18 protein-coding genes are annotated in these 21020 nt (G+C 68.3%); 11 read left to right on the top strand and 7 right to left on the bottom strand.

The features are described from left to right. Positions 1–145: 145 nt before the first annotated feature. Positions 146–1120 (top strand): RICIN domain-containing protein, encoded by a 975-nt coding sequence (locus tag G3I17_RS42260; protein ID WP_164600520.1) that lies wholly within the window; start codon positions 146–148, stop codon positions 1118–1120. A gap of 22 nt (positions 1121–1142) precedes the next feature. Here G3I17_RS42260 and G3I17_RS27550 read toward each other — a convergent pair whose 3' ends face one another. Both G3I17_RS27550 and G3I17_RS27545 read right to left on the bottom strand, forming a co-directional pair. After that, positions 1143–2057: a 1,4-dihydroxy-2-naphthoyl-CoA synthase gene (locus G3I17_RS27550; RefSeq protein WP_164600519.1), complete on the bottom strand. Its 915-nt coding sequence runs from the start codon at positions 2055–2057 to the stop codon at positions 1143–1145. A gap of 29 nt (positions 2058–2086) precedes the next feature. Continuing rightward, entirely contained in the window at positions 2087–3100 is a 1014-nt protein-coding gene (locus G3I17_RS27545) for a LacI family DNA-binding transcriptional regulator (protein WP_164600518.1), read from the bottom strand. A gap of 160 nt (positions 3101–3260) precedes the next feature. Between G3I17_RS27545 and G3I17_RS27540 the strand changes: the two genes are divergently transcribed. Genes G3I17_RS27540 through G3I17_RS27530 form a run of 3 tightly spaced genes read left to right on the top strand, consistent with a single transcriptional unit; the run spans position 3261 to position 8650 of the window. Next, complete coding sequence (locus G3I17_RS27540) at positions 3261–5267, top strand: Xaa-Pro dipeptidyl-peptidase (protein WP_164600517.1); 2007 nt, start codon at positions 3261–3263, stop codon at positions 5265–5267. A 45-nt stretch (positions 5268–5312) separates the two neighbouring features. Then, positions 5313–7616, top strand: coding sequence for a glycoside hydrolase family 95 protein (locus G3I17_RS27535; protein WP_164600516.1), 2304 nt, complete (start codon positions 5313–5315; stop codon positions 7614–7616). Between the two features lie 26 nt (positions 7617–7642). Next, positions 7643–8650, top strand: coding sequence for a crosslink repair DNA glycosylase YcaQ family protein (locus G3I17_RS27530; RefSeq protein ID WP_164600515.1), 1008 nt, complete (start codon positions 7643–7645; stop codon positions 8648–8650). On the opposite strand, the gene G3I17_RS27525 is transcribed toward G3I17_RS27530, so the two are convergent. Beyond that, positions 8647–9579 carry a helix-turn-helix domain-containing protein gene (locus G3I17_RS27525; protein ID WP_164600514.1) on the bottom strand — a complete coding sequence of 311 codons (933 nt, stop codon included), beginning with the start codon at positions 9577–9579 and terminating at the stop codon, positions 8647–8649. The two genes, G3I17_RS27530 and G3I17_RS27525, sit on opposite strands and share 4 nt — an antisense overlap. A 176-nt stretch (positions 9580–9755) precedes the next feature. Between G3I17_RS27525 and G3I17_RS27520 the strand changes: the two genes are divergently transcribed. Together G3I17_RS27520 and G3I17_RS27515 are read left to right on the top strand one after the other, a co-directional pair. Beyond that, complete coding sequence (locus G3I17_RS27520; protein ID WP_164600513.1) at positions 9756–10085, top strand: PadR family transcriptional regulator; 330 nt, start codon at positions 9756–9758, stop codon at positions 10083–10085. After that, positions 10082–11341 (top strand): hypothetical protein, encoded by a 1260-nt coding sequence (locus G3I17_RS27515; RefSeq protein ID WP_164600512.1) that lies wholly within the window; start codon positions 10082–10084, stop codon positions 11339–11341. Before G3I17_RS27520 ends, G3I17_RS27515 begins: the two co-directional genes overlap by 4 nt. A gap of 27 nt (positions 11342–11368) precedes the next feature. Here G3I17_RS27515 and G3I17_RS27510 read toward each other — a convergent pair whose 3' ends face one another. The 3 genes from G3I17_RS27510 to G3I17_RS27500 are packed head-to-tail and all read right to left on the bottom strand — an operon-like array spanning position 11369 to position 13532. After that, on the bottom strand, positions 11369–12088 hold the full coding sequence (locus G3I17_RS27510) for a GNAT family N-acetyltransferase (protein ID WP_343238434.1): 720 nt from the start codon (positions 12086–12088) through the stop codon (positions 11369–11371). A gap of 21 nt (positions 12089–12109) precedes the next feature. After that, complete coding sequence (locus tag G3I17_RS27505) at positions 12110–13084, bottom strand: adenylate/guanylate cyclase domain-containing protein (RefSeq protein WP_164600511.1); 975 nt, start codon at positions 13082–13084, stop codon at positions 12110–12112. 43 nt (positions 13085–13127) lie between these two features. Next, entirely contained in the window at positions 13128–13532 is a 405-nt protein-coding gene (locus G3I17_RS27500; RefSeq protein ID WP_164600510.1) for a cyclic nucleotide-binding domain-containing protein, read from the bottom strand. Positions 13533–13810: 278 nt separating this feature from the next. Here G3I17_RS27500 and G3I17_RS27495 point away from each other — a divergent pair, with 278 nt between their 5' ends. Then, positions 13811–15010 carry a glycosyltransferase gene (locus G3I17_RS27495; protein WP_203590833.1) on the top strand — a complete coding sequence of 400 codons (1200 nt, stop codon included), beginning with the start codon at positions 13811–13813 and terminating at the stop codon, positions 15008–15010. Between the two features lie 282 nt (positions 15011–15292). On the opposite strand, the gene G3I17_RS27490 is transcribed toward G3I17_RS27495, so the two are convergent. Beyond that, positions 15293–16849, bottom strand: coding sequence for a threonine/serine exporter family protein (locus G3I17_RS27490; protein ID WP_164600508.1), 1557 nt, complete (start codon positions 16847–16849; stop codon positions 15293–15295). 219 nt (positions 16850–17068) lie between these two features. Here G3I17_RS27490 and G3I17_RS27485 point away from each other — a divergent pair, with 219 nt between their 5' ends. Genes G3I17_RS27485 through G3I17_RS27470 form a run of 4 tightly spaced genes read left to right on the top strand, consistent with a single transcriptional unit; the run spans position 17069 to position 20997 of the window. Beyond that, complete coding sequence (locus tag G3I17_RS27485; RefSeq protein ID WP_164600507.1) at positions 17069–17803, top strand: cupin domain-containing protein; 735 nt, start codon at positions 17069–17071, stop codon at positions 17801–17803. Positions 17804–17852: 49 nt separating this feature from the next. Next, complete coding sequence (locus G3I17_RS27480) at positions 17853–19016, top strand: Gfo/Idh/MocA family oxidoreductase (protein ID WP_164600506.1); 1164 nt, start codon at positions 17853–17855, stop codon at positions 19014–19016. Positions 19017–19018: 2 nt separating this feature from the next. Next, positions 19019–20185: a dihydrodipicolinate synthase family protein gene (locus G3I17_RS27475; protein ID WP_239062972.1), complete on the top strand. Its 1167-nt coding sequence runs from the start codon at positions 19019–19021 to the stop codon at positions 20183–20185. Further along, the gene (locus tag G3I17_RS27470) at positions 20182–20997 is read left to right on the top strand and encodes a sugar phosphate isomerase/epimerase family protein (RefSeq protein ID WP_164600504.1); all 816 of its coding nucleotides are present in this window, start codon (positions 20182–20184) and stop codon (positions 20995–20997) included. Before G3I17_RS27475 ends, G3I17_RS27470 begins: the two co-directional genes overlap by 4 nt. Positions 20998–21020 lie beyond the last annotated feature (23 nt).

The raw sequence follows: 21020 nt of genomic DNA, 5'->3' as shown, positions 1-21020 counted from the left end.
CACTCAGCAACAATCCAGTCTCTGACTGTAATGAGAGCGTGACTCACGGATCCGTTGACTCTGGCCCCCGGTTCGGGAGATTCTCGTGGTGGCCATGCCCGAGCCAGAGGTACGGCCATTCTCCGCCCCCACCTCTGGAGATGACGTGCCGCCCTTCCGATTGCCCGGCTTCCGCCGGCCCGGCCAGCAGAACTCGGCCCGTTTCGCCAAGACCTTCGCCCGCCGGCCGCTGCTCCCGCGGGTGGCGCCGATGCCCGACCGGCGAGCCTGGACCACGACGGCGTTCGTCGCCACCTTCGTGGCCGGCGCAGCGGTCGCCGTACCGCTGCTGACCCATCTGGGCGGCGGGGAGAAGTCGGACACGGTCGTCGCAGTGGACGCCCCGCTAGCCCTGCGGACACCGGCCGGTACGCCGACCAAGGTGCCGACGGCAACTACTACGGCCACCGCCACCACGACCACCAGAACCACCGTGACCAGCGCGCCACGCGTCTCGGTAGCCACCGCGACGGTGACGATGACCGCTCCAGGCGGCCAGGTGACCGTTATCCAGCCGGGCACCACCGTGACGCTGCCGGCGGTCACGATCACCGCACCGCCGCCGGCCGCGCTGAAACCGGCCACTGTGACGGCCACCACAACCGCGACGGTCACCAACAAGGTGACCGAGCCCGGCAAACAGCAGAACGGCATGGTCCCCGAGGGCCAGGCGTTGCAGCCCAAGCCGCAGACTCCCACCACGATGCAGAGCGAAGGCTCGAAACGCTGTATCGACGTCAAGGACGGCCGCGCAGGCGCCGGCAACGACGGCACCCCGCTGCAGGTGTGGGACTGCGCCAAGGGCGCGAACCAGACCTGGGCGTTCAACTCCGACGGCACCATCCGGTCCCTGGGTCAGTGCATGGACCTGGCCTGGGGCTCGATCGCCGAGAACACCCCGGTCCAGCTGGTCGCCTGCAACGGCAACGCTGCCCAGCAGTTCCGGGTCACCCAGAAGAACGAACTGATCAACCCGGCCGCCGAGGGCAAGTGCGTCACCGCGGACAAGGGCGACAACGGCGGCCGGCTGTTCCTGCGCCGCTGCACCGGCGGCGCCGAGCAGCACTGGAAGCAGAGCTGATTCCCTTACCTGCAAGGGTTTTCTAGAAAGCGTACGGATAGTCCGACCAGTCGGCGGGCCGCTTCTCCAGGAAGGAGTCGCGGCCCTCTGCTGCTTCATCGGTGCCGTAGGCCAGCCGGGTCGCCTCGCCGGCGAAGATCTGCTGGCCGACCAAACCGTCGTCAATCAAATTGAACGAGTATTTCAGCATTCGCTGCGCGGTGGGTGACTTTGCGCAAACCTTCTTTCCCCACTCGAGCGCGACCGTTTCCAGTTCCGCATGCGGCACGACTTTGTTCACCATGCCCATCCGGTAAGCATCTTCCGCGGAGTACTCGTCGCCCAGGAAAAAGATTTCCCGCGCGAACTTCTGGCCGACCTGCCGGGCCAGGTACGCCGAACCGAATCCGCCGTCGAACGAAGCCACATCCGCGTCGGTCTGCTTGAACCGCGCGTGCTCGGCCGAGGCGATGGTGAGGTCGCAGACGACGTGCAGGCTGTGCCCGCCACCGGCCGCCCACCCCGGTACGACGCAGATGACGACCTTCGACATGAACCGGATCAGCCGCTGCACCTCGAGGATGTGCAGCCGCCCGGCCTTGGCCGGGTCGATCGTGTCGGCGGTGGTGCCCTCGGCGTACTTGTACCCGTCCTTGCCACGGATCCGCTGGTCGCCGCCGGAGCAGAAGGCCCAGCCACCGTCGCGCGGGGACGGCCCGTTGCCGGTGATCAGCACGCAGCCGACGTCGCTCGACATCCGCGCGTGGTCGAGCACCCGGTACAGCTCGTCGACGGTCTTCGGCCGGAACGCGTTGCGCACCTCGGGCCGGTTGAACGCGATCCGCACCACACCCGCGTCGATCGCCCGGTGGTACGTGATGTCGGTCAGGTCGAACCCGTCCACCTGCTTCCACAGCGACGGGTCGAAAATCTCGGAGATCTGCGCGGGGTCAGTCACCCAGCGAGCATATTCAGCCCTGGCAACGCTCAGCGCTGCCGGGTGCTCTCCCGAAGTACGACCTCGGCCTTGAAGGTCTCGGTCACCGGCTCGCCGCCCTCGACGGCCAGCTCCAGCGCCCGGCGGCCCATCGCCTCCAGCGGCAGCCGAACAGTGGTCAGCCCTGGCCAGACGTCCCGCAGCGTGGCGATGTCGTCGAAGCCGGCCACACCGAGCTGCCCTGGCACGTCGACACCCTGCGCCCGCAGCGCCGACATCGCACCGACCGCCATCACGTCGTTGACCGCGAACAGGCAGTCGAGATCCGCCTTGCTTGCAAGGAGTTCCAGCGCGGCCGCATGGCCACCATCACGAGTGAACTCACCGGCCTGTACTGCGACCGGCTGCAGCCCCGACTCGGCCAGCCCTTCGACGAACCCGTCCCGCCGATCCCGCGCCGTCGCCAGCACCTCCGGCCCGGCCAGTACGCCGAACTTGCGCAACCCGAGACCCACCAGCGAACGCGCCAGCTCGGCCGCGCCGGCCCGGTTGTCCGGCTCGATCGTGTGCGCGGGCATGCCCGACTGGCTGACCAGGGCGAGCCCGGCCCCGGAGTTGAGGAAGATGTCGACCTCCTTCGCCGTCCGGGCCAGCCCTTCGGCGTCGGTACGGCGCGAACCGATCATCACGGCGGCCCGGGCGCGCTGGGCGCGCAAAGAAGAGAGGTAAGCAATCTCACGGTCGGCGTCACGGAACGTGCTGGCCATCATCACCAACAGGCCGCGCTCGTCGGCGGCGCGCATCACGCCGTTCGCGATCGCCGCGAAGTACGGGTCCTCGATGTCGTGGACGAGGATGCCGACCACGTTGGTGGACGACTTCGCCAGCGCCTGCGCCTGCGCGTTCGGCGTGTAGCCGAGCGCCGAAGCAGCGTCGCGAACGCGCTCCTGCAGCTCCGGGCGCGGCACTCTGTCGCCGCCGTTCAGGACGCGGGACGCGGTCGCTACGGACACACCCGCCCGCTGCGCCACATCGAGCAGTGTGACCGGTGCTCGCAGGTTCATCGCCTTACCCACCTTCCGTACATCTCCCCCTGGGTGGCGGTCACACTATCGGAAGTGGTGCCACCATCACGCTGTGTACCTGACCTGTGTCGGCGCCAGGGACTGGGCAATGTCTCCAGAGCCTGGCATTGCAGCCGTGGAATGACTAGCCTTCCAAGCCATGACGACCGTCCGCGCCAGGGTCCTGCTGCTGGCTTCGTCCACCGCCCTGCTGTGTCTGGGTACCGTCACGGGTACCGCAGTCGCCGCACCGGCACCGGACGGAGCAGGCGAGGGGTTCACCGCCTCCCAGACCCCGGAGCAGGACAACTCCGCGCAGGGCGCCCAGTTCGCTCCGGCCGGAGCTCAGCCCGAGGTTGCCGGAGCGCCGTCGAACATCGACCAGCGCACGCACAGTACGAAGCCGGTCTATGACTACGCCAACGCGATCCGCGAGTCCGTCTACGTCGATACGAAGATGGACACCGACTCCGACGGCACCGACGACGTGATCGCCGTCGACATCGTCCGGCCGCGTGAAACCGCCGCGGCCGGCCGCAAGATCCCGGTCATCATGGACGCCTCGCCGTACTACTCCTGCTGCGGACGCGGCAACGAGAGCGAGAAGAAGACCTACGACGAGAACGGCGTCATCCAGAAGATGCCGCTGTTCTACGACAACTACTTCGTCCCGCTCGGGTACGCCATGGTCGGCGTCGACGCGGTCGGGACCAACCGTTCCACCGGGTGCGGTGACGTCGGCGGCAAGGACGAGATCGAGTCGGTCGTCGCGGTGATCGACTGGCTGAACGGCCGCAACACCGCCCATACCGGCGACGGCGACCCGGTCCGGGCGACCTGGACCACCGGCTCGGTCGGGATGATCGGCAAGTCGTACGACGGCACGCTGGCCAACGGCGTGGCCGCGACCGGCGTCCGCGGGCTGAAGACGATCGTGCCGATCTCGGCGATCTCCTCGTGGTACGACTACTCCCGCTCCGGCGGCGTGCCGTACTCGATCGACTACATGCCCTGGCTGGGTGGCTACGTGGGCCACGACTCGGCGGCCTGTGACGCCGTCCGGGCCGACCTGGGCGAGCAGGACGCCGACGAGACCGGCGACTACACCAACTTCTGGGCCGATCGCGACTACCTCAAGGACGCGCGCAAGGTGAAGGCCTCGGTCTTCATCACCCATGGCCTGAGCGATTACAACGTGCAGACCAACCACTTCGCCCAGTGGTGGGACGCACTGGCCAAGAACGGCGTGCAGCGCAAGATCTGGCTCGGCCTGGAAGACCACGTCGACCCGTTTGAGTTCCGCCGTACCGAGTGGGTGGCCGAGCTGCACAAGTGGTTCGACTACTGGCTGCAAGGCCTGCAGAACAACGTGATGCGCGAGCCGATGGCGGCCGTCGAGACGGCTCCGGACGTGTGGAAGAACTACAGCACCTGGCCTGCCACCCAGAAGACCGTGCCGGTCCCGCTGGCGGCCGGCAAGCTCGGCACCTTCGCCAAGGGCACGGTCAGCATCACCGACGAGCCGACGCTCACCGAGGACGACATCGTGACCGCGCCGTCGGAGGTGCTCGCCGGGCGGCAGATGTTCCTGTCCGCGCCGCTGCCTGCCGCGATCCGGGTCAGCGGTACGCCGACGGTGACGCTGCGGATCAAGTCCGACTCGGTCACCACGCCGGTGACCGCACGCCTGGTCGAGTACGGCGACGCCGAGCGGTACTCCGGCATCCGGCGGACCGGGGTCGACACCTGCGAGGGTTCGAGCGTCAGCTACGACGACGCCTGCTACTTCACGGTCGAGAAGCTGACCGAGGAGAGCGACCACGGCATCGTCAGCCGGGGCTGGATCGACGCGGCGCACAGCGGCTCGCTGAGCAGGCCCAGGCCGCTCACCCCGGGCAAGTGGACGACCGTCACCGTGCCGCTGCGGGCGCAGGACGAGGTGATCCCGAAGGGCCGCATCCTCGGCCTCGCGGTGACCTTGAGCGACACCGAGTGGACCACGCCGAACGACACCGGCGCGACGATCGACATCGACCTGGCCAACAGCAAGCTGAACCTGCCGATCACCGTCGGCAAGGTCAACCCGCCGACCGCCAAGGCCGCGCCGCTCGAGGTCACCATCACCACCCCGAGTGAGCGTCCCGACCTGCACGATCCCACCCACTGACCTCATAGTTACCTTCGTGAAGTAATTCCGCCTAGTGTTGGGGCCATGCTTGAACACGAGGCAGTTCAGCCGCAGCCGTCCGCCGCGTTCGTAGGCGGCCGGCTCTGGTACAGCCGTCCCGCGGAGCGCTGGTTCGAGGCGCTGCCGATCGGGAACGGGCGACTGGGCGGCATGGTCTACTCGGGCGACCTGGTCGAGCGCATCCAGCTCTCCGAGTCGACCGCCTGGTCGGGCGCGGTCGGTGATACCGACGTCAGCCCGACGGCGCTGGAGAACCTGCCCACGATCCGCGAGCTCCTCCTGTCCGGCGAGTACGCCGCCGCGCAGGCCCTGGCCGCCGAGCACCTGCCCGGCCGGCCGTCCTCCTTCGGCACGAACGTCCAACTGCCTTCGCTTCTCGTGGACTTCGACCTCCCAGGATTGACCACTGGGTACGAGCGGTCGCTCGACCTGACCGACGCGATCGTGCGGACCCGGTTCGAATCCGCAGGTGTGGTCTTCGAGCGCGAGGTCTTCGCCTCGCACGCCGACGACGGGATCGTCGTCCGGCTGACGAGCAGCGCTCCGGCGACCTTCCGGGTCTCCTTCAGCGAAGCCTCGGCGACAGTGGAAGGTGACACCCTTCAGCTGACCTACCAGGCCCACGAAGACCTGCACAGCAACGGGAAAGTCGGCGCCACCGTCGACCTCCGGACCCGAGCGACCACCGACGGCACGATCATTGCCCCCGACAACTGTTTGCTGATCGAGAACGCCACCGCCACCACGCTTTTGGTTGCTGTTGGCACCGACTGGCTCGGCGCCGATCCCACCGAGCGACCTGCCCGGTCGGTACGCAACGAGGCTTCCTGCGAGACTCTGAGACAAGCGCATCTCGACGACTACACGCCGCTGATCAGCCGGGTCGCGCTCGACGTCGGTCGCAGCAGCGACGCAGTACGGTACCTGCCGACGGACGAGCGACGGGCCTTGCTCGCCAAGGGTGGCGACGATCCCGAGTTGCTCGCGCTGTACTTCCAGTACGGGCGGTACCTGACCGTCGCCGGCTCGCGCGCGGACTCGCCGCTTCCGCTTGCCCTGCAGGGATTGTGGAACGACGGCCTCGCGTCGGGCGGCCCGTGGACGAACGACTTCCACCTCGACATCAACACCCAGCAGAACTACTGGGCCGCCGAGATCACCGCCCTCGGCGAATGCCAGCTCCCACTCTTCAGCTGGATCGACACGCTCCGCGCGAGCGGGCAGAAGACGGCACGCGAGCTGTACGGCGTACCGGGCTGGGTCTCGCACACGGTCAGCAACGCCTGGGGCTACTCCGCCCCCGGCTGGGGCCTCGGCTGGGGCATGCACGTGACGAGCGGGATCTGGATCTCCCTGCAACTGTGGGAACACTACGAATACAACCAGGACCTCGGATTCCTGCGGGACCGCGCCTACCCCGTACTCCGTGACGCAGCCGAGTTCTTCCTGGCCTACCTGACCGAAGACCCCGCGACCGGACAGCTGCTGAGCGGCCCGTCCGACTCGCCGGAGAACTGGTACCTCACGCCCGACGGCGACCAGTGCTCCCTCTCCATGGGCGCCACCTGCGACACCGTCCTGATCGAAGCCCTCTTCCGCATCTGCGCCGAAGCCTCAACCTTGCTGGACACCGACGACACCTTCCGCGGCCGCCTCGAAGCCGCCCGGACGAAGCTCCCGCCGTTCCAGATCGGCCACCACGGCCAGCTCCAGGAATGGCTCCACGACCACGAAGAAGCCGTTCCCAGCCACCGCCACACCAGCCACCTGATAGCGCTCTACCCCGAACGCCAGATCACCCCACGCGACCACCCCGCACTGGCCGCGGCCTGCGAAACCACCATCGACCTCCGCCAGTCCGCCGAAGGCTGGGAACAGACCGAGTGGGTTGAAGCCAACCTGATGGCCTACTACGCCCGCCTACTGAACGGCGACAAGGCGGTATCCCACCTCCGGGCCCTGATCTCCGACGCCAGCGAGTCCAACCTCCTCTCCTACTCAGTAGGCGGAATCGCCGGCGCCACCGAAAACATCTACGCCACCGACGGCAACACCGGCGCCACCGGAGCCTTGGCCGAGCTCTTCATCCAATCAACCGCCGACGAAATCGACCTCCTCCCAGCCCTACCTGCTTGCTGGCCAGACGGCGAAGTCCGCGGCCTCCGTGCCCGCGGCGGCTTCTCCGTAGACATCACCTGGCGCGAGGGCCACCTGACCGCAGCCCGAATCACAGCCCACACCGCCCAGCAATCAATCCGAGTCCGCTACCACAACGAAGTACAAGAACTCCTCGTAAACGGCACCGTAGAACTCACCCCGGGAAGGTAACCCCACCGACCTCCTACGATTGCGGGATGGCGGATGCGGCGGAGCACGACGTGGAGAGCGCGGTTCCGTGGCAGGGGCAGTCGCTTGATGAGCCGTTCTCGGGTGACCTTGTCGCGCTTGTCGAGCAGATCGCCGGGATCAACGCGCAGACGGCTCGCGCGATCCCGGTGGCGATCTGGGCGCGCTGCGGTGGGAAGAGCGATCCTGGCGAGCTGACCGACCGCATGCAGTCGTACGAGCTGGTGAAGTCGAACGTGATGCGGGGCACCGTCCACCTGCTCACCCTGCGCCAGTACTGGATGTGGCGTACCGCCCTCGAGCCGACTCTCAAGCGGCTCGTCGCCGGGTTCTGCCGCGGAATCTGGGATGCGGCCGACTACGACAAGCTGCGCGAATTCGGCCGCGACCTGATGTCCGACGGCCGTCCACGGACCCGGGCAGAGCTCGGATCAGAAGCCTCCAAGCACTTTGCGGATGCCGAAGCCCGACACCTCGGCTTCGCCCTGCGAATGATCCTTCCGATCGTCGAACTGGCGCCAGAAGATGCCTGGCGACCAGGCCCGACCACATATCGTCAGGCGCCCGACGTACCGGACTTGGTGGACGGCAGCGCCGGCTTACGTGACCTTGCCCGCTCGTTCGCGGCAGCCTTCGGCCCGGCGAGCGTGGACGACTTCGCCTACTGGTCGGGGATCAAGAAGACAGAGGCCCGAACCGTCGCCGATTGCCTCGAACAGACGGGAACGACGCGACTGCCGACCCAAGATCGAACTCAGGTCCACGTGCTACCGGAGTTCGACAATCTCTACTACTGCAGGCGATCGACGACCGGCGACTTGTACGAGGCGAAGCGGGATCCTCGCTTCAACCCCCAACGCATGCCAGGCAGTCTGATCCAAGGCGACCGAGTTGTCGGCCACTGGACCTACCGCAAGGACGCGCTGCCGACCCTCTCACCGTGGGAACCCCTCGACGAAAGCGCAGAAGCCTCATGGTCAAGCTTCACCGACTGGTGGACCCGGTGCGATACCTAGCGAGGAGCGCCATCAGCGACGAAGTGCATGGGGTCACCGAAGCCGAGATCGGTGATCCCGGCGCTGTGGAAGGCGCCGACCAGCAACGACCTGCGGTGGGCGGCAAAGGTCAGAACGTGCGCGACCATCCCGCCGTAGGTGAAGACGCGCGGCGGCTCACAGGTGGTGTCGACGAAGCTGTCGTCGAAGCGGCCCTCTTCGTTCAACCGATTCACCAGTGCCACGAATCGCGAGCCGGCCTCCGCATGCCGGCTGCGTAACTCAGCGATCGGCGTGGTCACCTCGCGCCCGCACTCCGGCACCTGAAACGGCCGGTCCTCCACGGACGCCAGCCACATCTCCTCCTGCCAGACCAACCGATCCAGCAGATACCGGATCGACACGTCATCGTCGATCCCCTCGACCGACAACTCGATCGCCTTGTCCAACGCCGCGGCGTCCAAGCGCGCACCACGCTCGATCAGCTCACCAGTGAGCCAGACGTGATGCTCAACCATCCTGACCAGTACATCCATCCCTCTCGTCTCCTTCTGTGCGGGCAGGCGCAAACCTGCCGGTGGCTGAAAATGAACTCCGCTAGGCGCCGCCAAAAAGAACCGCCGCGACGGCACCCGCCGCCACTCCCGCGGCGACATCCCGAACGCCCGACCGAAGGCCCGCGTAAACGCCTCATGCGACCCATACCCCGCCTCAACCGCCAACTCGAGCACCCCCGAGTCGCCCGCCAACAGCCGGTACGCCGCCCGCTCGAGCAACACCCGCCGCCGAAAAGCAGCCGGCAGCTCACCCGCCAAGGCCGCGATCACGCGATCGCAATGCGACCGAGACAGATGCACCCGCTTAGCCAGGTCGCACCCACTCGTACCGGCCTCATCAAGACTGTCCGCAACCGCAACCACGAAGCCGGCAAACACATCCGTGGAGTTCATGCCTCCACTGTGCCAGCGAACAACCCCGCAGAACTTGATCGGTTTCCCCGAACCAGTCGCCGTCAAACAGTATTGCGGAGTACTGTGCGATGTGTAGTAGTGTGGTCGGCAGAGCACCGCGAGATCGGTCTGAGGGGGCCGGTTTCGCGGTGCACCTAGCGGAGGTGGTGGAAGCGATGGATCCGAGTCAGCTGCTCAAAGGCGTGCTCGATCTGGCCGTCCTGGCAGTGCTGCGCGAGGCGGACGGCTACGGGTACGACGTACTGCGCCGGTTACGCGCCGCCGGGCTCGAGGACGTCGCGGACGCCTCGGTGTACGGGACGTTGCGGCGGCTGTTCGCGGCCGGTGCGCTGACGTCGTACGTGCAGCCCAGCGAGGAAGGCCCGCACCGCAAGTACTACGGGCTGAACAAGACCGGCCTGGACCTGCTCGCCCAGTCCACCAAGACGTGGAACCACTTCGCCGACACGATGTCGGTGTTGCTGCTCGAGGAGGCGGCTGCGTGAACAGCACTCTGACCGGACCGGTCGCGACCTACCTGGCGCAAGTCAAGGCCGAGCTGCGCGACCTGCCCCCGGGCGAACTGGCCGACGTGCTCGACGACGTCACCGGCCACCTGAGCGAGGTCGCCGCCGAGTTCGAGGAGGAGCCGACAGCCGCCGCGCTGCAGGACCGCCTCGGCACTCCCCGGCAGTACGCCGATGAGCTGCGCACCGCAGCCGGCTATCCACCCCCGACAGCGTCGCCGAAGCAGAAGTCCGGCGCCGAGACCGCCCTGCGCTGGGGAATCGTCGCCGCGATCGTCGGGCCGTTCTTCCTGGTCATCGGCCTGTCCAACGGCGGCGAGGAGACGTTGTTCTTCGGCGTGATCGGCCTGATCCTGTTGATCGGTGCCGCCTACCTGGGCGTGCGTGCGCTGCACGGAAACGCCCCGGACGCCGTGCTGGACACGAAGCGCGGCAGCCAGGGCGCGGAGTTCGTCGCCGGCGCGATCGATCAGATCCCGCCGGACCTCCGGCGTGAGCTCGTCTCGATCGGCCAGCCGGTCTGGTGGGTGGCCCGTGGGATCGTCGGTGGCGGCGCGATCTTCGCCCTGTCCGGCGCCACTGCCGTGGCAGTGGTCGGCGCGCTGGTCGGCGCCGTCGTGTCGGTCTGGATCGGGCGCAAGACGCAGCAGGACCGGCGCTGGCTCTGGTACATCGTTCCGCTGAACGTGGTCGCGGCGATCATCGTGCCGGTCTGGCTGGCCTTCAGCTTCTTCGGCAGCTCGTACGGCATCTTCGCCAACCACCAGAACGGCAACGACTACGTCAGCTCGAACGGGACGTCGAGCTACAACAGCCAACAAGGCCTGCTCCTCGACGGCAATCAGGTCGGCAACATCTACCCGTTCGACGCGCAGGGCCGCCAGGTGCCGGTCCGGCTCTACGACCAGGACGGCAAGCCGATCAACCTGCCGCTGCAGAACTGCGCCGTCAACAACGGCACGATCGGCGGCGGTGAGCAGATCAGCAACCTGTTCCCGCAGACCACCGTGGTGCCGGACGTGGACGGCAACATCGACCCCGAGAACTGCAAGGAGTCCGACAAGGCGCCGTTCGTACCACCGCCGGCCCCCGCCACCACACCGACGGCCACGACACCTCCGGCGACGCCGTCAGCGAACCAGCCGACACCGGCCACGACGAGCAAGCCCAGCGCCACACCGCCACCTACTACAGGCAAGCCGGGCGTCACGCTGACGATCACCCCGACCCGCTGACTCCGAAGCTGGAATCCTGAAGCTGGGCTACATCTGCGCCGCGGCAACCGCGCGGTACGTGTAGCCCAGTTTTCGGTAGACGGAGACCGCGATCTCGTTCGCGCCATGCACCATCAGCGCCGCCTGCCCGTGCCGCTTCACCAACTCGGCCGTCACGAACGCACAGACCTGCCGTGACAACCCCTGCCCCCGCGCGTCGGGCCTGGTCGCCACCCCGGCGATGAACCCGATCTCCGGAGCGCTCCAAGCGTCAGCCGCGACGCTCAGCAATTCGCCCGCCTCGCCCGTGACGGCCGCCCACCGCAGTACGCCGGAATCCCCGGGCTGTGCATACGACTCCGGCGACGCCTCGCTCAGCAACGCCTCGACCCCGGCGTCACCATCCAGCCAGGCCGCAGTGGTCGCGTGGGACGGTACGACCGTCGTCTCCATCCACCCGAAGGTCGCGCGAAGCGACAACTCAGGCACCCGGTCGACCAGCTCGCGAATCACCGGCTCCTCGCCGAACGGCCGGAAGCTCGGGCCCAACTCGGCGAGGGCCTGCGAGACGAGCGGCGCCAGGTCATCCATCGGCCCACGAACCACCAGCCGATCATGCTTCGACAGATCAGGTATGCCCACCGCGACCGCGTCACCAGCGTACCAGGCTCTGGCTCGACGACCGAGCTCACCCTGCCCGGCCCACACCAGCAATGCGTCCCCATCAGCTACCGACGCCAGCTCCCCAGCGGTTGAAATCTCGCGCACTCCGCCATTGTCCCTGACGGGTCACTTGCTCGCAGAGGCGCGCTGCAATGCGTACGGCGTGAGGTGGTGATAGCCACGAACAGAAACCCGGCGCAGTCTGCGGAGCCGGTACGCCGGATGGCCGTCGAGCGCGGCGGCCAGCTCCCGGTCGGCGAGGACGCGACCGGGCTTGGCCTCCGAGGTCAGCCGGGAGGCGAGGTTGACCACCTCGCCATAAACATCACCCAGCCGGATCAGGATGCTGCCGTAGGCCAGACCGATCCTGAGCTCGGGCATGTCGCCGGCCTCGGTCACCTTGTCCTGCAGGGCGAGTGCGAGCGCGGCGCCCTGCGCGGGGGTGTCGGTGACGAAGAGGACCTCGTCGCCGATCGACTTGATCACCCGGCCGCCGTTCAGCGCGACGACATCGGCGGCCAGACCTTCGAAGCGTTCGATCAGTTGGCCCAGCTCGACGACGGGCAGCCGCCGGGTCAGCCTGGTGTAGCTGACGATATCGGCAAAGCCCACCACCCGGACCCCGCGAGACAGCTCGTCGGAACCGGCCATCGCCCGCCCGGCCGCGGCTGCCAGGTGGCGGCGCCAGACATAGGTCTGCAGCCGTTCCATTGCTGGAAGCAACAATGACGCCACCTCGATGGCCTCGTCGGCGGGCAGCTTGGCGCCTTCCAGCAGCTCCAGGAACATCGCCGACTGCCAGGACGCCAGCCGGGACTGGGTCTGGCCGAGCTTGCGCGCGAGCGACGACTCCACCGCGGGCTCGATGAAACCGTCGTCCTCCAGCGCGGCGACCAGCCGGAGCGCCTCGAGATCGCCGTCGGTGAAGGCGATCTCGTCGTCCGGTACGGTCGCGAACCCGAGCGCATGCCACATCTGCTCGGCGCGCTCGATCGAGATCCCGGCCCGCTCGGAGACCTGGATCCGGGTGAACTTGCGCTCACCGCCGAGCAGCGCCTGCTCGAACTCCTGCTGGATCGACACCAGATCCGGCTCGGGCACCGGCTCCGTGGCAGCAGCGGAGGTGGGCCGGGCCGGCGGCTGGTCAGTCGGGCTGGGGGCCACGGCGTTCGGTGATGGTGGCGTCGATGGCGTCGCGGAAGTTCGGCAGCCGGTTGGTCAGGTCGTCGAACTTCTCCCGGGTGAAGTGCAGCAGCTGCAGCCGCGACTTCGCCGTCACCGTTGCCGTCCGCAACCGGTTCTGCCGGACCGCGACCTCACCGGCGATATCGCCCGGGCCGAGCACGGCGATCTCCTCGCCCTTGACCCGGACCGCCGCCGTACCGCTCAGGATCAGGTACGCCGCGTCGGGTGGCGTCTGCTCCAGGATCAGCGACCAGCCGGCCGGAACCGAGACCTCTTCGCCGGCCCGGAAGATGTCCTTGATCTCCCGGCCGGACAGCTCCGCGAACAGCGGCAGGTCCCGCGGGGACGTCCTACCCAGTGCCACAACGATCCTCCGAGCCCGCCGGGCGTTGACCCAGCGATAGCAGGCCGATGTTTCCAGTCAGTAACTCTAACGCTTGAGCTCGCCGGAGGTCACCGTGAGGGCCGACCCGAGTACCTGCGGCGACGCTCGGGACCGGGGATCGGGCAGGAGGGCGACGGATGTGGGGTCGGCCGCTAGCATCGGGGTCCGTACGCCGGTTCTGCGGCATACCAGGCTCAGGGGTGGGCGCGATGCGGATAGTCATGATGGGGATGGGAACTCGGGGAGACGCGCAACCGATGGCCGTCCTCGCGGCGGAGCTGGCCGCGCGTGGGCACGAGGTCACGCTCGGCTTGTGTTCCGACCTGGTCTGGGTCGGGCAGGCGCTCGGCGTCCACACGGTCGACCTGCTGGCGAGCGCCAAGGACTTCCTGGAGTCGGAGGAGGGCCGGCAGTGGCTGGCCGCCGGTGACTTCAAGTCCTACGTGCGGTGGTTGCTCGATTACAAGCACCAGACCGCGGACCAGCTGCACACGAAGCTGATCGAGCTGGCCGGCGGCGCGGACGTCATCATCTCCGGTACCGCGACCGAGCTCGAGGCCGTCATCATCGCCGAGGCCGCCGGCATCCCCTCGGTCTCCGTCTACCACGCGCCGATCCGCAGCAACAGCGCGTTCCCGCACCTGCTCGTCTCGACCGACATCTTCTCGCCGGAGAAGAACCTCGAGACCTACGCCGAGGTCAACAAGTCGAACTGGCCGGTCTTCGAGCCCTTCATCAACAAGCTCCGCGCCCGCGTCGGCCTGGCACCGACCTCGGAGACGACCGGCGCCCGGCTCGAACGCTTCGGCGCGCTGGAGATCCAGGCCTACAGCCGGCACGTCGTACCGGAGCTGATCGACTGGGACGTACGCCGGCCGCTGACCGGGTTCCTCGGGCCGTCGGACGCGCAGCGCAGGGTGCTCGACGACCTGGTCGATCCCGAGCTGGACGCATGGCTCGACGCCGGCGATCCGCCCGTGTACTTCGGCTTCGGCAGCATGCCCGTCCTCGAACCGGACGCCGCGCTGGCCATGATCGAGAAGGTCGCGGACACCCTCGGCGTCCGCGCCCTCGTCAACCTCGAGGCCAGTACTGCGAACGACAGCGCGGTCCGCGTCGTCGGCAACCTCAACCACGACGCCGTCCTCCCCCGCTGCCGGGCAGCCGTCCATCACGGCGGCGCCGGTACGTCGGCCACCTCATTGCGCGCCGGTCTCCCGACGGTGGTCTGCGCCGTCTTCGCCGACCAGCCGTTCTGGGGCGCCCAGCTCCAACGGATGGGCGTCGGCAGCACCTTGCGATTCACCGACCTGAGCGAACCCACCCTGTTCGCGGCCCTCGAACCGATGCTTGCCGACGGCCCCCGTCAGCGCGCGGCCGAGCTCGCCACCCTGCTCCGCGAGGAGGACGCCATCGTCCAGACGGCGGACGCCTTCGAGCAGTCACTGCGCGGCTGACCCAACGGATCATCCGTTGCCCACAGCACGTAACCATCCGGGCGAACCAGCACCCGGGCGGCAGCGGGATAGCCGGCCAAGTCGAGCAACAGCGGCCGACCGGGCGCGAGCAGCTCGGCAACGCTCGCTCCGTCATCAGGTCATGGCGGTTGCAGCTGTGTCCCGAACGACAGGACATAGTCCGCGACGCGGCCTCCGGCGCGGGTGGTTCACGCTCAGGCGGTCGAGCTGACCGGCACTATGTCCTGTCCTTCGGGACGGCCAAACCCTTTTGACGGTGAGCTAGCCAGCGCGCCTGGTTCGGCGGGAGCGGTGGGAGCGGGAGCGTTCGGTGCGGCGGCGGATGGGGCGGCGGGGGCCGACCAGGCGCGGGCCGGCCAGCCGGTCTTCCAGCCGTCGGGCCTCGCGGCGGATCGGTTGGGCGACGTACTCGCCGAGGATCACGCCCGATGCGAGGGCGACGCCGATGGCGACCGCGGTGGCCAGGGAGACGATGCCGGTGAGGTTGCCGAGGCTCATCAGTTCGAGCAAGCCCTTGTAGATGGTGAGTCCGGGCAGCAAGGGGACTGTGCCGGAGACTACGACCACCAGGGGCGGGACGCCGGAGCGGCGGCCCAGGGAGTAGCCAGTGAGGCCGACGGCGAAGGCGGCGGCCGCGGTTGACCAGGCGGGACCGAACTCGGCGCGCGACATCAAGGTGAAGACGAGTGAGCCCAGTGCGCCGACGACGGCGATCGGCAGCAGGGAACGCAGCGGCGCGTACGACGCGTAGGCGAACGCGACGGCCATCAGGGCGCCCGATCCGACCATGATCGGGAGGTTGCTGAGCTGGATCGTCTGCGCCTCGATCGCGACCGGGAGACCGAGTTTGATACCGAGGGTGAGGCCCAGCGAGACGCCGGCGATGATGCCGCCGGTGAGGAGCATCGCCTCCAGACTGCGGGCGGCAGCGGTCACGTAGTACCCGGTGATCGCGTCCTGGACGGCGCCGGTGAGGGCGATCCCGGCCAGCAGCATGATGATGCCGGCGGCAACTACCAGTGAGGGTTTCACCGGCGCGTCGACGGCGTACAGGATCAGGGCGACGGCGGTGGCGACGAAGGCGCCGGCCACCTGCTGGTAGAAGGCGGGGAGGCGCTGGCGGTTGAACCAGCGGTTGCTGACCTCGATCAGGACCGCGGTGACGACGGCGACGAGGGTGATCAGCCAGCCACCACCGAGCAGCAGCGTGGCGCCACCGGCCATCACGCCCCAGGCGAGCACCGAGCTCCACCGCGGGAAGGGTGGCCCTGCGGACACCATCCGGGAGAGCTCGCGGCTGGCCTCCTCACGGGTCAGCTCACCCTGCGCGAACCGGCGGACGAGCCGGTCGACGTCGGTCAGGCGGGAGAAGTCCTGGCCGCGATACCGGACGATGCGCATATGCGTCTCGGGCGCGACATCGGGCGCGGCCTGGTAGGAGATCGCGATCGAGGTGAAGGTGATGTCGACCTCACAACCGCGCAGCCCGGCCGATCCGGTCACGCTCAGGATGGTGGCGGTCGCGTCCGCAGTACCGGCGCCGCTGGACAGCACGACCTCGCCGACCCGGAGGGCCAGGTCCAGCGTGCGATATAGCTCACGCTGCTCATCCCGCGCCCGCTCACCCGCAGCCTGCAGCTCCGCCGACAACTCGTCCACCGACAACTCACCGGTCGTCGGCTCCAGATCCGTCTGCCGGCGATCCGCTCCCCGCCGGCGCGCAGCCTGACGCCGATCGGCACCGCGCCGCTCACCGCGCCGCAACTCCTCCGGCCGATCGCCATCCGGCCCACCGACAGCCTCGCCGCCTTCGCCCACCGTGCTCCTTCCGTCCCCACGACGCTAACGCCCAGAGCCCCGCCAGACCGCATCCGGACCGCCGCCCCGTCAATCCAGCCCCACCGCGCCCCCGGTCGCCTCGGCTGCAATCGCTTTCCACCGACTTTCGCGACAGGTTGACTCGCCGTGACCGCCCACCTAAGGTTGCGATCACGAGCCTTGGAAAGCCCTTTCCAAGGCTCGTGCGAGGGAGGCGACATGTGCGAGTTCGGCCCGGCCGCGGCGCTGCCCGGCGGTATCGGCATCTCGCGGCTGACGGTGTACGACATCGAGGCCCCCGACGGACTCGTCGGCGGTACGCCGCACGTCCACCTCGCCTGCTCCGAGGGGTACTACGTGATCGCCGGCTCCGGCGCGGTCCAGACCCTCAACCCGAAGGGCTTCACCGAGACCCCGCTGCAGGCGGGCACGGTGGTCTGGTTCGACCCCGGCACGATCCACCGGCTGATCAACGGCGGTGAGCTCCAGATCCTCACCCTGATGTCGAACTCCGGCCTCCCCGAGGCAGGCGACGCCGTCCTCACCCTGCCGCCCGAGCACCTGATCGACCGCGAGACCTACCTGAAGGCGACCACCCTCACCGGCGAAGGCGAAGCCCGCACGCCGTCCGCGATGACTCGCCGCAACCTCGCTCTCGAAGGCTTCGCCGTACTACGTGACGCGTACGCCGCCGACGGCCCGGCAGCCCTCGACGCGTTCTACGAATCCGCCATCCGCATCGTCCAGCCCCAACTCGCCGACTGGCGCAAACGCTGGGAAGAGGGCGCCCGCCGGCTGGCGGACGAAACCGGCGCTGCCCTGGAGGCGCTGGAGGCGGGCAAGGCCCCGCATCTGCAAACCGCAGAGCTGCACGAACTCCCCGCACCCACCGAGCACGGCCGCCACGGCATGTGCGGCCGCCTGGACGTCTACGACGTAGGTGAACGCCCGTGAGCCCCGCCCCACACCCTGCGCAACTGCTGCGCCGAAGAGAGGTAGCACAGTGAACGATCGACACGTCGGCATCGTGATGAACGGCGTCACCGGCCGGATGGGCCTGCGCCAGCACCTGGAGCGCTCCATCGTGGCGATCCGCGAGCAGGGTGGGATCCCGGCCGCGGACGGGTCGATGATCATCCCCGAGCCGATCCTGGTCGGCCGCAATGAGCTCAAGCTGAAGAACATCGCCGACAAGTACGGTCTGAGCCGCTGGACCACCGACCTGTCCGAGGCGCTGGCCGAGCCGGACGTCGAGATCTACTTCGACTCCCAGCTCACCCAGCTCCGCGAGAAGGGCGTTCGCGCCGCGGTCGAGGCCGGTAAGGCGATCTACTGCGAGAAGCCGATCGCCGAGGGTCTCGAAGCGGCCGTCGACCTGGCCCGGCTGGTCCGCGACTCCGGGCTGAAGAACGGCGTCGTCCAGGACAAGTTGTCGCTGCCCGGCCTGCGCAAGCTGAAGCGGCTCGTCGACGGCGGCTTCTTCGGCGAGATCCTCTCGGTCCGCGGCGAGTTCGGCTACTGGGTCTTCGAGGGTGACTGGCAGGAGGCGCAGCGGCCGGCCTGGAACTACAAGACCGAGGAGGGCGGCGGCATCGTCGTCGACATGTTCTGCCACTGGCGGTACGTGCTCGACCAGATCTTCGCCCCGGTGAAGTCGGTGTACTGCCAGGGCGCCACCCACATCCCGACCCGGTACGACGAGCAGGGGCAGCCCTACAAGGCGACGGCCGAGGACGCGGCGTACGGCGTCTTCGAGCTCGAGGGCGGCATCATCGCGCAGCTGAACTCGTCCTGGACGACGCGCGTGTTCCGCGACGAGCTGGTCGAGTTCCAGGTCGACGGGACCGAGGGCAGCGCGGTCGCCGGCCTACGCAATTGTCACGCCCAGCACCGCTCCGCGACGCCGAAGCCCGTTTGGAACCCCGACCTCCCGGCCGCGTACTCGTTCCGCGACCAGTGGTCCGAGGTGCCGGACAACGAGGTCTTCGACAACGGCTTCAAGGTGCAGTGGGAGATGTTCCTGCGGCACATCGTCGACGACGCGCCGTTTACCTGGGACTTCGTCGAGGGCGCCAAGGGCGTCCAGCTCGCGGAGCTCGGCCTGCAGTCGTGGCGCGAAGGTCGCAAACTGGAGGTCCCGGCCCTCGACATCGAGGCGCGGGCATGAGCCTGTCCCTTCGACTACCTCTGGATGGCGGGCTGGAGACCTACCAGCTCACCGGTACGCCGGTTGCCGCCGGCACCTATGAGCCCGCGCGCAGCCGGTTGGCCTTCGCCGCCGCGCATGTGGTCTCGGACCCGCTCGCGGACAACTCACCAGGCGCGCCCGCGGCCATCGACTGGGACCACACACTCGGCTTCCGCCGACACCTGTGGTCGCTGGGCCTGTCGGTAGCCGAAGCAATGGACACAGCCCAACGCGGCATGGGGTTGGACTGGCCCGCCACGCAGGAGCTGATCAGGCGATCCGCACGCGAGGCCCCGACTCACACCGTTGCTACGGAGAAGCGGATTGCGGTTGGGGTGGGCACAGACCAGCTTTCGCCCGGGGTGCATCCGTTGGAGGTGGTGATCGCTGCCTATGAGGAGCAGCTTGCGTTGGCTGAGGAGGTTGGTGCTCAGCCGATCCTGATGGCGAGCCGGGCCTTGTGCGCGGCGGCGAACTCGCCCGATGACTACCGCAAGGTGTACGACCGGCTGCTCAGCCAGTCGTCCCGGCCGGTCATCCTGCACTGGCTCGGCTCGATGTTCGACCCGGCGCTGGACGGCTACTGGGGCAGCGACTCGCTCGATACCGCCGCCGATGTGGTCGTCGACCTGATCAACGAGAACACCGCGCAGGTCGACGGCATCAAGATCTCGTTGCTGGACGCAAGCAAAGAGATTGCCCTGCGCAAGCGCCTCCCTGCGGGCGTCCGGCTCTACACCGGCGACGACTTCAACTACCCGGAGCTGATCCGCGGCGACGACGAGCACTACAGCGATGCGCTGCTCGGGATCTTCGCCGCGATCGCACCCGCCGCCGCGGCCGCGTTGAAGGCGCTCGACGACGGCGAGCTGACGAAGTACGAGGAGATCTTCGCGCCGACCGTGCCACTGGCGCGGCAGATCTTCTCGGCGCCGACGTACTACTACAAGACCGGAATCGCCTTCCTGGCTTGGCTGAACGGCCACCAGCCCGGCTTCGGCATGGTCGGCGGCCTGCAGACCGGCCGTTCACTGCCACACTTGGCCGACACGTTCCGCCTGGCCGACGCGGCCGGCGTACTGACGTCACCCGAGCTGGCAGTCGACCGCTTCCGCAAGCTTCTGACAGTCGGCGGGATCGACGCATGAACCGCTACAGCCTCAACCAGGCAACGACGAAGTACTGGCCGCTGGAGGAAGTAGTTGCCGCCAGCGCCAAAGCCGAGCTGGAATGGATCGGCCTGTGGCGCGAGCCGATCCAGGAGTACGGCGTCGAGCGGTCGGCGAAGCTCGTCGCCGATGCCGGCCTGCGCGTTTCCTCCTTGTGCAGAAGCGGATTCTTCACCGCCACCGACGCGGCCGAGCGCCAGGCGAAGATCGAGGACAACCGCCGCGCGATCGACGAGGCGGCCACCCTCGGTACCGACGTGCTGGTGCTCGTCAGCGGTGGCCTGCCACCCGGTTCGCGCGACCTCGACGGCGCCCGCGGGATGATCCGCGACGGCCTCGCCGAGCTGGCGCCGTACGCCGGTGAGCGCGGCGTCCGCCTCGCGGTCGAGGCCCTGCACCCGATGTTCTGCTCCGATCGCTGCGTCGTCTCGTCGCTCAGCGGCGCGCTCGACCTCGCCGAGCAGTTCCCGGTGGAGCAGGTCGGCGTGATCGTCGACGCCTACCACCTGTGGTGGGATGCCGAGGTCTACCAGCAGATCGAGCGCGCCGGCGACCGGATCTGCTCGTACCAGGTGAGCGACTGGACCACGCCGTTGCCGGCCGACAACCTGCTCGGCCGCGGCATGATGGGCGACGGCGCGATCGAGCTGCGCCGGTTGCGCGAGGCCTGTGACGCCGCGGGATACACCGGCCCGGTCGAGGTCGAGATCTTCAACCAGCAACTGTGGGACGCGCCCGGCCAGGAGGTCTTCGACCTCGCCCTGGCGCGCTATCTCGAGCACGTCGCCTAACCGAATCCAGTACTCGAAGGAGC

Source organism: Streptomyces sp. SID13031 (genome assembly GCF_010548305.1).
Classification (GTDB): Bacteria; Actinomycetota; Actinomycetes; order Propionibacteriales; family Kribbellaceae; genus Kribbella.
The sequence above is the reverse complement of the archived record's forward strand: the minus strand, read 5'-3'. Positions and strand labels throughout refer to the sequence as shown.

What these genes read in the sequence shown, in the direction of transcription:
- G3I17_RS27545 (WP_164600518.1), bottom strand. Translation starts at nt 3,100, where the DNA reads ATGAACCTGCGAGCACCGGTCACACTGCTCGATGTGGCGCAGCGGGCG.
- G3I17_RS27540 (WP_164600517.1), top strand. Translation starts at nt 3,261, where the DNA reads ATGACGACCGTCCGCGCCAGGGTCCTGCTGCTGGCTTCGTCCACCGCC.
- G3I17_RS27535 (WP_164600516.1), top strand. Translation starts at nt 5,313, where the DNA reads ATGCTTGAACACGAGGCAGTTCAGCCGCAGCCGTCCGCCGCGTTCGTA.
- G3I17_RS27530 (WP_164600515.1), top strand. Translation starts at nt 7,643, where the DNA reads ATGGCGGATGCGGCGGAGCACGACGTGGAGAGCGCGGTTCCGTGGCAG.
- G3I17_RS27525 (WP_164600514.1), bottom strand. Translation starts at nt 9,579, where the DNA reads ATGAACTCCACGGATGTGTTTGCCGGCTTCGTGGTTGCGGTTGCGGAC.
- G3I17_RS27520 (WP_164600513.1), top strand. Translation starts at nt 9,756, where the DNA reads ATGGATCCGAGTCAGCTGCTCAAAGGCGTGCTCGATCTGGCCGTCCTG.
- G3I17_RS27495 (WP_203590833.1), top strand. Translation starts at nt 13,811, where the DNA reads ATGGCCGTCCTCGCGGCGGAGCTGGCCGCGCGTGGGCACGAGGTCACG.
- G3I17_RS27485 (WP_164600507.1), top strand. Translation starts at nt 17,069, where the DNA reads ATGTGCGAGTTCGGCCCGGCCGCGGCGCTGCCCGGCGGTATCGGCATC.
- G3I17_RS27470 (WP_164600504.1), top strand. Translation starts at nt 20,182, where the DNA reads ATGAACCGCTACAGCCTCAACCAGGCAACGACGAAGTACTGGCCGCTG.